Origin of the sequence: Ancylobacter sp. G4_0304 (assembly GCF_047501495.1) — a bacterium.
Lineage (GTDB): Bacteria > Pseudomonadota > Alphaproteobacteria > Rhizobiales > Xanthobacteraceae > Ancylobacter.
In genome coordinates this window covers 140,433-151,786 of record NZ_JAZDRM010000006.1, presented here as the reverse complement: position 1 = coordinate 151,786, position 11,354 = coordinate 140,433, and the positions used below count along the sequence as shown (strand labels likewise).

Sequence of the window (11,354 nt, the reverse complement as noted above, 5' to 3'; positions counted from 1 at the left end):
CAAAAGCGGGGCGATGATCGCCCATTCCTCGTCCGTCAATTCGTGGCGGCGCATCTCTCTCTCCCCTATCGAGAGAGGTTGAATCACGCTCCTAGCCGGCCCGCAAATTTATGGGGCCACTGCCTAGACGGATCGGCGACGGACGGCTCAGGCCGCCGCGTCGCTGGCATCCGCCGCCGCGTCCTCGCCGTCGGCCGCGCGCAGGGTCTGGCGGGCACGTTCGGCCTCGCGCTGGCGCTCCCACATCGAATGGTACAGGCCATGGCGCAGCATCAGTTCGGCATGGGTGCCGCGCTCGCGGATCACGCCGTGCTCCAGCACGATGATCTCGTCCGCCCCCACCACTGTGGATAGACGATGCGCGATCACCAGCGTGGTGCGCCCGCGCGAGACGCGGTCGAGCGCGTCCTGGATCTCACGCTCGGTGTGGCTGTCCAGCGCCGAGGTCGCCTCGTCGAGCAGGAGGATGGTCGGCGCCTTCAGGATGGTACGGGCAATCGCCACGCGCTGCTTCTCGCCGCCCGAAAGCTTCAGCCCGCGCTCGCCGACTTCCGTTTCGTAGCCCTTGGGCGTGCGGCGCACGAAACCATCGATCTGGGCGAGCTCGGCGGCGGCGGCGACCTCAGCGTCGCTCGCACCGTGGCGGCCATAGCGGATATTGTAGCCGAGCGTGTCGTTGAACAGCACCGTGTCCTGCGGAACCATGCCGATGGCGGCGCGCAGGCTTTCCTGCGAGACCTCGCGCAGATCCTGCCCATCAATGGTGATACGCCCGCCCGCGACGTCGTAGAAGCGGAACAGCAGGCGCGAGATGGTCGATTTGCCGGCGCCCGAGGGGCCGACGATCGCCACCGTCTTGCCCGCCGGCACCTCGAAGGAGATGCCCTTCAGGATTTCGCGGTCGGGATCATAGGAGAAGCGCACATCCTCGAAGCGAACCGTGCCGCCGGAAAGCTGGAGTGCCGGCGCGGCGGGCCGGTCCTCGATCTCCGGCGAGCGGGAGAGGATGGCGAACATCGCCTCGATGTCGATCAGCGACTGCTTGATCTCGCGATAGATCATGCCGAGAAAGTTCAGCGGCTGGTAGAGCTGGATCATCATGGCGTTGACCATGACAAAGGAGCCGACCGACTGGCGCCCGGCGCGAATGTCTAACACGCACAGCACCATCACCGCGGTCAGGCCGAGGGTGAAGATCACCGCCTGCCCGAAATTGAGCCAGGCCAGCGAGGTGTGGGTGTGCACGGTCGCGCGCTCGAAGCGGGCCATGGAGCGGTCATAGCGCTGGGCCTCCCACTTCTCGGCGCCGAAATACTTCACCGTCTCGTAATTGAGCAGGCTGTCGACGGCCTTGGCGTTGGCGTCGGTGTCGCTCTCGTTCATGGCGGCGCGGATGCCCATGCGCCATTCGGTCATGATGAAGGTGAAGAGGGTGTAGCCGCCGATCATCAGCACCGAGGCCAGCGCATAACGCCAGTCGAACACCCAGAGCAGCACGCCGATCACCATGGCGAATTCCAGGATGGTCGGGGCGAGGTGCAGCACCAGCATGCGCACGATGGTCTCGATGCCCTCGCGCGAGCGCTCCAGGATGCGCGTCAGACCGCCGGTCTTGCGCTCCAGATGGAAGCGCAGCGACAGGGCATGCATGTGCTCGAACGTCTCAAGCGCGAGGCGGCGCACGGCATGGACCGCGACCTTGGCGAACAGGCCGTCACGCCACTGGGTAAGGCCGGCCATCACGATGCGCGAGAAGCCATAGGCCAGCGCCAGCGCGGCGGGCGCGGCGATGATCAGGCTGATGGCATCGGTGCTGATGCGCGCGCCCTCGGTCTCGGCCACCGCGTCCGTCGCCCATTTGAAGATGAACGGCGTCGCCATGGTGGCGACCTTGGCGAGCACCAGCAGCAGGAGGCCCCAGGTCACGCGGGCGCGCAAATCCGCCCGGTCCGCCGGCCAAAGATAGGGGACGAGCCCCTTGAGCGCGACAAGGAGGCTGCCGCGCGGATTGATCTCGGAGGCTTTGGTGGTGCGCGACAGGGCGGCGCCGCGGTCAGGTGCAGACATCATTCATTCCAGTCATTCGAGCGAGGCGGGCGGGGCGGCCTCACCCTGTACGTGATCATAGATAGGGGCGCCGACGGCGATATGCTCCGGCTCGGGCCGCATGGCAGACCCGACGCAGGCCAGCGCGGCCAGCGCATCGGCAAGCGCCGTGCGGTCGAGGCAGTAGCAGGAGCGCGGCCCCTCGACCGTTCCGTCGATCAGCCCGGCGTCCTTGAGGATCTTCAGGTGCTGCGAGACTGTGGACTGCGCCAGCGGCAAGCCCCGCACGATCTCCCCGCAATGGCAGCGATCCGCCCGCGCCAGCGCCCGCAGGATAGCCAGCCGTGCGGGGTGCCCCAACGCGCGCAGGCGCAGGGCGAGAAGCTCGTCGTCGATCGGGGCACTCATGGTCATCGTTCATCGTCGATAGACGATGATTGCGGCATTGGGAAGACATCGCCGTTTCTGGCGCGCCGGTTGCTAGAAGGCCGGGGTGCGTCCCGCTTGACGCCTTCCTGTCGCACGGCATCATGGTGAACATGACCAAGATCAAAAGCGTATGCGTTTATTGCGGAGCGGCCTCTGGGGCGGACTCCGTCTATCTCGAAACCGCCATCGAGCTCGGGCGCCTGTTCGCCCGGGAGAACATTCGTCTCATCTATGGCGGGGGCGGCGTCGGGCTGATGGGGGCGACCGCGCGGGCCTGCGCCGAGGCCGGCGGACGTGTCACCGGCATCATCCCGGATTTCCTGATCGGCAAGGAGCAGGCGTTCGAGCATGCCCATGAACTGATCGTCACCAAGGACATGCACGAGCGCAAGCGGCTGATGTTCGAGCGGGCCGATGCGTTCATCGCCCTGCCCGGCGGCATCGGCACGCTGGAGGAACTGGTCGAGCAACTCACCTGGGTGCAGCTCAACCGGCACACCAAGCCGGTCATGGTGCTGAACATCGCCGGCTTCTGGGACCCGCTGCTGACGCTGTTCGACCACATGCAGGCCACCGGCTTCGTGAATGTGGCGCGGCCAATCCGCATGCTGGTCGCGCACAATGTCCGGGCGGTGCTGCCCAAGCTGAACACCGCGCTCTCCGCCGTCCATGACCGCGATCCGCAGGGCGACGCGGCGGAGAAGGTGCTCGACCGCATGTGAGAGTCGCGCGACCTCGCCGGCGCCTATCGGTCGCGTAGCACGGTGCGCAGCGCGCTCGGCGGGGCGACGAATCGCGGGGCGGCCTCGGGCAATGCGTAGCGGTTGCGCCCGCGCCGCTTGGCCAGATACAGCGCGTTGTCAGCCTCCTCGATCATTGCGGCGATGGACGCATGGTGGCCCGGCTGCCAGACCGCGAGGCCGATGCTGAGCGTCACCGGGATCGTGGTGCCGTAATAGAATAGCGGGTTACGGCCCATCAACTCGACGAGGTCGCCGGCAATGGCGGCGGCGGGCTCAATTCCCGTGTCGGACAAGAGGACGCAGAACTCATCGCCGCCGAGCCGCGCCAGAAGATCGCCCTGACGCAGCCGCCCCGAGACCAGCGCGCTGAAATGGGTAAGGCAGGCGTCGCCGGCGGCGTGGCCATATTCGTCATTGATGGTCTTGAAGCGATCGATGTCTATCAGCAGCAGCGCGAAGCCGCGCCCCTCGCGGGCGCTCAGCTCCTGCTCCGCCTCCATCCGCGCGGTAAACATGCGCCGGTTGGGCAGGCCGGTCAGTTCATCCACCACGGCGAGCGAGTGCGCCTCCGAATGCAGGCGCTCGATCACCAGCAGCACAAAGCCGAAATTCCAGATGAAGCCGCCGAAGATCGTCGTCAGCAGCGTCACGAACAGCACCGCATTGTAACTCTCGTCGGAAAGCTCGCCGGCATAGTGCATCACCAGACCGCCATAGCGCACCGCGATGGCCGCGATCACGGCGAGCATCGAGACCAGCGCGAGCGGCGCGCCGGTATGGCGTCGCGCGCCCACCAGCAGTGGCAGGCACAGCACGAGCGGGACGGACTGGCCCAGCGCGTAGACCAGGTTCCGCATCAACCGGGAATCGTCGAAGGCAATCAGCACGCACAGCGCCAGCAGCGTGCTGATAAGGGTCGCGTTCCAGGGCGCGCGCCGCCCGAAGAAGCGGCAGAGCCCCGTCCAGTTGAGGAAGAAGCCCAAGATCACCAGCGTGTTGCCGAGAATGGCGGGCGAGAGCGGACCCGCGCGCGTCTCCAGCACCATGACCAGCCCGCCCGCGAGCGCCGCGAGGTTGGCGAGCATCCAGTGCCGCGCCGCCTCGTGCCGACTGTACAGCCGCCAGATCGCGCACCAGAGCACCGACAGCGCGAGCCCCTTGAACAGGATCACGGTGTACAGGGTGAACAGGTCCATCACCACGCGCGCAGGTCCCCAAGGCACGCTCATGTCGACTTCCCCGCCAAGGGTGAAGCCGCCGGCACGGTGTTCTGTATACCATAACCGAGGAGATGGTACGAAATCGCTGGCAATATCGTCGGATTCTCACCGACGCGCGGGGCGGCCGTGCCCCCCGAAAGGAACGGCGCTCAGCCGGCGGCTCTCTCGCCGGTCAGGCTCTTTTCCAGCGTCGTGTTGCCGAGCCAGACGTCGCCGAGGGTCACCGTGTTGCGCTGGCGCGGCACATAGCCCCGCTTCTGGAAGAAGCCGAGCGCGGTGTCGCTGGCGTCGACGGTGAGGCTTTTCGCCCCGCGCGCGGCGGCGAGCTTCTCGGCCGCGTCGCACAGCAGCGCGGCCACGCCCTCACCCGCGACGGTAGGATGGACATAAAGCAGGTCGATCTGGCGGTTGTCGGCGAGCGCAATGAATCCCGCCGGCTCGCCGCCGCGGGTCGCGACCAACGTCAGCCGGTCGCCGAGCCTTTGGGCGAGCGCTTCCTCGTCGTCGAAACGTGCGGCCCAGGCTTCCTGCTGGTTGGCGTCGTAATCCTCGCCCGTCAGCTCGAAGATCGCGGCCTGCGCGATGGCGGCGAGCATGCCGGTATCGGAGGGCAGGGCAGGACGCAGACCGATCCCGGGCACGCCCGGAGCGGCCGGGCTCACCGCTTCGGCTCCCAGCTCGTGGTGCCGTCCTTGTTGTCCTTCAGCGCCACGCCGAGCGCGAGAAGTTCGTCGCGGATGCGGTCGGAGGCCGCCCAGTCGCGATTGCGCCGCGCCTCGATGCGCTCGGCAATGCGCGCTTCCACCATATTCGCGTCGACATCGAGCTGCGGCGCGCGGGAGGCGGTCCACTCGCGCAGCGGCCCGGCCTCGAAGCCGAGGAAGGCCAGCGTTCCCGCCAGCGCCTTCTTGCCGGCATGGTCCTTGAGCCCGTGCATCTCGGCAATGGCCTTGGGCGTGTTGAGATCGTCGGCCAGTGCCTCCAGCACCGCCGGCGCCGGGCGCGGATAAGCGTCGGGCGCGGCAGCGTCGAACCACTGCTCCAGCGTCTTCGCGCTTTCCTCAAGCCCCTTCACCGTCCAGTCGATCGGTTGGCGGTAATGCGACTTGAGCATGTTGAGACGCAGCACCTGGCCCGGCCAGTCGGCGAGAAGCTGGTTGATGGTGATGAAGTTGCCGAGCGACTTCGACATCTTCTCGCCTTCCACCTGCAGGAAGCCGTTATGCATCCACACCTTGGCCATGATGCCGGAATGGAAGGCGCAGCGCGACTGCGCGACCTCGTTCTCATGGTGGGGGAACACGAGATCGATGCCGCCGCCATGAATGTCGAAGGTCTCGCCCAGATGCGCCCAGCTCATGGCCGAGCACTCGATGTGCCAGCCCGGCCGACCGGGAACCGCGATGCCGGCGGGAGACGGCCAGCCCGGCTCGCCGGGCTTGGACGGCTTCCACAGCACGAAGTCCATCGCGTCCTTCTTGTAGGGCGCGACGTCGACACGGGCGCCGGCGATCATGTCGTCGAGCGGCCGGCGCGAGAGCTGGCCGTAATCGGGCATGGAGGGCACCGAAAACAGCACATGATCTTCAGCGACATAGGCATTGCCCGACGCGACCAGCTTTTCGATCAGCTCGCGCATCTGGCCGATATGCTCGGTCGCGCGGGGCTCCACGTCGGGATGGAGCACGCCCAGCGCTTCGAGGTCGTCGTGGAACTGCGCCTCGGTCTTGAACGTCACCCTGGCAATCGCCTCGTTGAGGTCGAGCCCGGGGAATTCGCTGGCGGCGCGCGCATTGATCTTGTCGTCGACGTCGGTGATGTTGCGCACATATTTGACGTGCTCGGTGCCATACAGATGGCGCAGCAGCCGGTACAGCAGATCGAACACGATCACCGGACGGGCATTGCCGATATGGGCGTAGTCATAGACCGTCGGGCCGCACACATACAGCCGCACCAGAGCGGCATCGAGGGGCACGAAGGCCTCCTTGGCGCGCGTCAGCGTGTTGTAGAGTTTCAGCTCGGGAAGCCCCGACCCGGAAATGCCCGACATCCGTCAATCTCCTCCCGCTCCCCGCGCGGGGAGCGACGGCGCGTCTGTCGTCCGTTTGCACCGCCACGTCAAGCCGTCGTGCGGATTTGAACGACCCGCGCACCGCCGCGGCGACATATCGTCGGGCAGCCGAAATGGCGATTGACGCCCCTTCGGCCCGGGTCTATTCCGGCGCCGAAATCGCGGCGGAAACTTTCGCTGCCTGTCGTTAAAGGTCGATTTAAACCTTTTGCCCACATTGGCGTTATCGGACCGCACGTCCGATCAACCCGAACCTTCGCGAACCCCACCATGCGCTCCGCCCCGCGTTTCCGCCGCAGCCTCCTCGCCGCGCTCGTCCTCTTCGCCCCCGCCGTCGCGGTGGCGGAGACGAGCGACAACATCTTCATCGTGGACAATTCCGATGGCTACGGCGTCGACAGATGCCTCACCTCGGGCTCGGCCTGCGGGCAGGCGGTCGCCGATGCCTGGTGCCGCGTTCACGATTTCGAACGTGCCACCAGCTTCGGCAAGCTCAAGACCGATGCGATCCTTGCCTCGGCCTCGACCGCGCCGGTGCGCACCGCCTGCGTGGGCACCGCCTGCACCGACAGCGTGGCGATCACCTGCGCGCGCTGAGTCCGCGGGCGCGCCGGACTCCGGCGTGCCCCCTTCCGCCGAGGCTCAGTTCAGAAAATCCGCGCATTTCGGCGCCTCGGTCTGCGCGCCCCAGGGCATGATCGGCACGGCGGTGGTCGAGTTCTTCGGGCTGCCGTCGATCAGCTTGTCGGAATAGACGAGATAGACCAGCACGTTGCGGGTCGTGTCGCAGCCGCGCACGATTTGCATCTTCTTGAAGATCAGCGAGCGGCTCTCGCGATAGGCAACGTCGCCCTGCCCGAACTTCGACGTGAAGGCGATCGGACCGACCTGCCGGCAGGCAATCGAAATATCCGACACCTCCTCCGCCACGCCGAGCATGCCCTTCACCCCGCCCCGCTCAGGAATGGTGTAGTAGCAGGCGACGCCCTCGACCACCGGATCGTCGATGGCATAGGTGGCGAGCTTGTCGTCGGGGGTGAGGAATTTCCACACCGTGGACTTCTTGAAGATCAGGCTCGGCTCCTGCGCCTGAGCGTCCGGCGAAAACGCCACCGCTGCAATGACGGCGAAGGCGAGCAGGCCGCAGGAAACGGCACGACTGACAACACGGTGCATGGATGGCTTTCTCCGAAGGACCATAAGACATATGGGAACGCCGGGGCGACGCGCAAAGATCTTGAACGGTCCGGGGTTGCGCCGCGCGCCGAATGCGTCTTCAAACTTTGGCCCATCTCCGCGTGCTAAAGCACCCGGAGCGATTCCCCGCAGCCTTCTGGGGAAGCCGGCACAGGACATGAACGGCAGAGTGACGATGACCGAACGCACACCCATGGCCCGCGCCTTCGCGGCCACGCTCGCGAGCCTCGCCGTTCTGGCGCTTGGCCCGGTGGCCGCGAGCGCGCAGACCGATCCCAACCTGCCGCCCGGCGCGGTGGGCGGCGGGCCCGATCGCTCGGTGTGCATGCGGCTCGAAGGCCAGCTCGCCCAACTCGACCGCGGCGGCGGGCAGCAGCGCGACGTCGGCGCCCTGATCGCCCAGCAGCAGCAGGAACTGGCGAACATCTCCGCGCAGGTCCGCCAGCTCGGCTGCGACAAGCGCGGCTTCCTGATCTTCCAGCCGCAGCTTCCCCCGCAATGCGAGGCGCTGAACCGCAACCTCACCCGCGCCCGCTCCGCACTCGACCGCACCATGATGGAAGCGCGCGGCGAGCGCAGCGGCAATGACGAGCAGCGCCGGCAGCTGGTCTATGCCCTCGCGCAGAATGATTGCGGTCCGCAATACCGCGCCGCGCTCGGCAATGGCGGCGGCCGCGCCAGCAATATTGAGCGGCGCCCACGCAATTTCTTCGAGCAGTTGTTCGGCGCCCCGGTGCAGAGCGGCGAGGAGACAGGCCCGCTGGACGCCGAGCCGCTCTACGAGCTGCCCAAGGTCTCGACCTACCGCACCGTGTGCGTGCGCACCTGCGACGGCTTCTTCTTCCCGATCTCGTTCGCCGCCACCCCGGCGCGGTTCTCGACCGACGAGGCGCAGTGCCAGGCGCAGTGCCCGGGCACCGAGGCCAAGCTGTTCGCCTATCGCAATCCGGGGGAGGATATCGAGCAGGCGGTCGGCACCAATGGCGAGCGCTACATGTCGCTGCCGAACGCGCTGATGTTCCGCAAGCAGTACGTCAATGCCTGCTCCTGCCGCCCCGCCGGCATGGGCTGGGCGCAGGCGCTCGGCGGCGAGAACGACACCACGCTGCGCAAGGGCGACATCGTGGTGACCGAGGACGCCGCGCGCGAAATGGCGCAGCCGCGCCCTGCCGCCCCGCCCGCGACCCAGAAGAAGAACTGAGGCGGCTCAGGCCGTTTCGCCGAGCAGGCGCGCCCGCGCCTTTTCCGGCCCGATCAGCGGCAGCAGCGCTTTGAGCTCCGGCCCGCTCTCCGCTCCCGTGAGCGCAAGGCGCAGCGGGTGAAACAGCGCCCGCCCCGCGCGCCCGCTGGCGGGCTTCACGGCGGCGATCCACGCCTGATAGGTGCTGGCATCCCAAGGAGCCGGCGGCAGCAGCCCGGCGGCCTCCTGCAGGAAGGCTGCGTCGTCCGGCGCGGCGGCGGGCGCGATGGCGCCGTCGACCACACGCCACCACGCGGCGGCCTCCGCGAGCCGACCAAGATTGCCGCGAACTGCCAGCCAGAATGCCTCGCCGCCCCCGACGCCGAGCGCGGCCAGCCGCTCCGCAACCGCAGCGTAAGGTAGCCCGTGCAGCGTCGCGGCGGTGAGCGCGGCGAGGTCGTTGGGATCGAAGCGCGCCGGGGCGCGGGAGATTTTCGACAGGTCGATCCACCCCGCCAGTTCGTCGAGGCTCGCCGCCGGCTCCACCGCCAGCGAGGTGCCGGTCAGCACCGCGAGCGCGGCCACCGCCAGCGCCTCCTCACCCGCCTCGCGCAGCGCACGCAGCGAAAGATGGCCGAGCCGCTTCGACAGCCCCTCCCCGTTCGGCAGGGTCAAGAGATTGTGGTGGCCGAAGGCCGGCGCCACAGCTCCCAATGCCTCGATGATCTCGATCTGCACGCCGGTATTGGTAACGTGGTCCTCGCCGCGAATCACATGGGTGACGCCCATCTCGATATCGTCGACCACCGAGGTCAGCGTATAGAGATAGGAGCCGTCGGCGCGAACCAGCACGGGATCGGAGAGCGCCGCGGTGTCGACGCCCTGCTCGCCGCGCACGAGGTCGTCCCACGCCACGCGGCGCCCGTCGAGCTTGAACCGCCAATGCGGCACGCGGCCTTCGGCCTCCAGCCGCGCGCGCTCTTCCAGCGTGAGCTGAAGGGCCGCCCGGTCATAGATCGGCGGCAGGCCGCGGAGCCGGCGGCTGACGCGCTTCCTCTCCAGCTCGTCCTCGGTCTCGTAGGCCGGATAAAGCCGCCCCACCGCCTTCAGCCGCTCCACCGCCGCGTCATAGCGCGCGGTGCGATCCGACTGGCGCTCCACCCGGTCCGGCGTCAGGCCGAGCCAGGCAAGGTCCTCGGCGATGGCGTCGGCGAAGGCGGCCGTGGAGCGGGCAAGGTCGGTATCGTCATAGCGCAGGATGAAGGTCCCGCCCGCCCGCCGCGCATACAGCGCGTTGTAGAGCGCGGTGCGGGCATTGCCGACATGAAGAAGACCCGTCGGCGACGGGGCGAAGCGGAGGATGGGGGGCGTGGCGGATTTCGACATGGCGCGCTTATCGCCGAGGTTAGGGGATGGGAGCAAGCCGCCCAGCCGAATTGGCGTTCTCGATCTTTACCGGATGAGGCATAGCCGCGTATTCTGCGACCGGTCAGCCAAATACTCGACTTCGCAACGGGCCGACAGAATTTGGAGCCCGATGTGACGCCAATATTTCAGGATATTTTTTCGATCTTCTTTGTTCTCGCTTTAGGATACATTGCCGGAAAGCGCTCAAGTTTCGATCAGGCCCAAGCGTCCGGCTTCAATCACCTCGTCCTGACCTATTGCCTTCCGGCTCTTCTGTTCGTCTCTATTGCCAATTCCTCCCGCGAGGAACTGCTTTCCGACACGCGACTACTGGTCATATCCGTTGCCGTCCTACTTTTCTGGTATTTGGTAGCCTTTTTCGGCGCCCTGTTCGTGTTCGGACATGATCGCCGTGAGGCAGGTATCGCCGGGCTGAGCGCCGGCGCCCCGACCGTCGGGTTCCTGGGCATGGCAGTGCTCTCGCCGCTGTTCGGCGGCAGCGCCGCGCTCAGTGTCGCCATCGTTGCGCTGGTCGTGAACGTGATACTGGTACCTCTGGGCATGTTCTTCGTCGCCCCCAAGGGCACGAAGCCGATGGCCGCCCTGATCAATGCCGCCAAGGAGCCGGTCGTCCTCGCTCCGATGATCGCCGTCATCCTCGTCGTCACCGGCATCCAAATGCCCGAACTGTTCCGGGCGCCGCTGGCGTTGATCGGTCATGCCACGTCCGGCGTCGCGATATTTGCCGCCGGTTTGGTGCTCTCCGCACACAAGTTCCAGCTCAACGCCGAAGTCATCTGGAACTCGGTGATCAAGGTCGGCTTCATGCCCGCCTCGATGTTGGCACTGGCCCTCGCCACCGGCGTGAGCGCAACGCATCTTGAGCAGGTGGTGTTGCTCGCCGCGCTGCCGCCGGCATTCTCCGGGATCGTCATTGCCGGGCGCGAGCGCACCTATGTCAGCCTCGCCTCGTCGACCCTCATTGTCAGCGTACTGGGATTTGCGGTCGCCGCGCCGCTCTGGACGGCCCTGGCCCGCCACCTCGCGGGATGATGGGC

At 67.0% G+C, this 11,354-nt stretch carries 11 protein-coding genes; 4 read left to right on the top strand and 7 right to left on the bottom strand.

What is annotated here, in order from left to right; all coding sequences use genetic code 11:
* Window positions 1-147: 147 nt before the first annotated feature.
* Complete coding sequence (locus VRZ77_RS05570; RefSeq protein ID WP_414591659.1) at window positions 148-2,067, bottom strand: ABCB family ABC transporter ATP-binding protein/permease; 1,920 nt, start codon at window positions 2,065-2,067, stop codon at window positions 148-150.
* Window positions 2,068-2,079: 12 nt separating this feature from the next.
* Window positions 2,080-2,454 (bottom strand): ArsR/SmtB family transcription factor, encoded by a 375-nt coding sequence (locus VRZ77_RS05565; RefSeq protein WP_414591658.1) that lies wholly within the window; start codon window positions 2,452-2,454, stop codon window positions 2,080-2,082.
* A 122-nt stretch (window positions 2,455-2,576) separates the two neighbouring features.
* Between VRZ77_RS05565 and VRZ77_RS05560 the strand changes: the two genes are divergently transcribed.
* Window positions 2,577-3,197, top strand: a complete 621-nt coding sequence (locus VRZ77_RS05560) for a TIGR00730 family Rossman fold protein (RefSeq protein ID WP_414591657.1) — start codon at window positions 2,577-2,579, stop codon at window positions 3,195-3,197.
* A 23-nt stretch (window positions 3,198-3,220) separates the two neighbouring features.
* On the opposite strand, the gene VRZ77_RS05555 is transcribed toward VRZ77_RS05560, so the two are convergent.
* The 3 genes from VRZ77_RS05555 to cysS form a co-directional block, all read right to left on the bottom strand.
* On the bottom strand, window positions 3,221-4,447 hold the full coding sequence (locus tag VRZ77_RS05555) for a diguanylate cyclase (RefSeq protein WP_414591656.1): 1,227 nt from the start codon (window positions 4,445-4,447) through the stop codon (window positions 3,221-3,223).
* A gap of 140 nt (window positions 4,448-4,587) precedes the next feature.
* The gene (locus VRZ77_RS05550) at window positions 4,588-5,034 is read right to left on the bottom strand and encodes a GNAT family N-acetyltransferase (RefSeq protein ID WP_414591670.1); all 447 of its coding nucleotides are present in this window, start codon (window positions 5,032-5,034) and stop codon (window positions 4,588-4,590) included.
* Between the two features lie 62 nt (window positions 5,035-5,096).
* Window positions 5,097-6,491 carry a cysteine--tRNA ligase gene (cysS, locus tag VRZ77_RS05545; RefSeq protein ID WP_414591655.1) on the bottom strand — a complete coding sequence of 465 codons (1,395 nt, stop codon included), beginning with the start codon at window positions 6,489-6,491 and terminating at the stop codon, window positions 5,097-5,099.
* A gap of 291 nt (window positions 6,492-6,782) precedes the next feature.
* Here cysS and VRZ77_RS05540 point away from each other — a divergent pair, with 291 nt between their 5' ends.
* Window positions 6,783-7,109 (top strand): hypothetical protein, encoded by a 327-nt coding sequence (locus VRZ77_RS05540; RefSeq protein WP_414591654.1) that lies wholly within the window; start codon window positions 6,783-6,785, stop codon window positions 7,107-7,109.
* A gap of 45 nt (window positions 7,110-7,154) precedes the next feature.
* Here the strand turns inward: VRZ77_RS05540 and VRZ77_RS05535 are convergent, their stop codons facing one another.
* On the bottom strand, window positions 7,155-7,688 hold the full coding sequence (locus VRZ77_RS05535) for a CreA family protein (protein ID WP_414591653.1): 534 nt from the start codon (window positions 7,686-7,688) through the stop codon (window positions 7,155-7,157).
* A gap of 196 nt (window positions 7,689-7,884) precedes the next feature.
* Between VRZ77_RS05535 and VRZ77_RS05530 the strand changes: the two genes are divergently transcribed.
* Entirely contained in the window at window positions 7,885-8,910 is a 1,026-nt protein-coding gene (locus VRZ77_RS05530) for a DUF2865 domain-containing protein (protein ID WP_414591652.1), read from the top strand.
* A 6-nt stretch (window positions 8,911-8,916) separates the two neighbouring features.
* Here the strand turns inward: VRZ77_RS05530 and VRZ77_RS05525 are convergent, their stop codons facing one another.
* Window positions 8,917-10,275 carry a glutamate--tRNA ligase gene (locus VRZ77_RS05525; protein WP_414591651.1) on the bottom strand — a complete coding sequence of 453 codons (1,359 nt, stop codon included), beginning with the start codon at window positions 10,273-10,275 and terminating at the stop codon, window positions 8,917-8,919.
* A gap of 141 nt (window positions 10,276-10,416) precedes the next feature.
* Here VRZ77_RS05525 and VRZ77_RS05520 point away from each other — a divergent pair, with 141 nt between their 5' ends.
* On the top strand, window positions 10,417-11,349 hold the full coding sequence (locus VRZ77_RS05520) for an AEC family transporter (protein ID WP_414591650.1): 933 nt from the start codon (window positions 10,417-10,419) through the stop codon (window positions 11,347-11,349).
* Window positions 11,350-11,354: the final 5 nt, after the last annotated feature.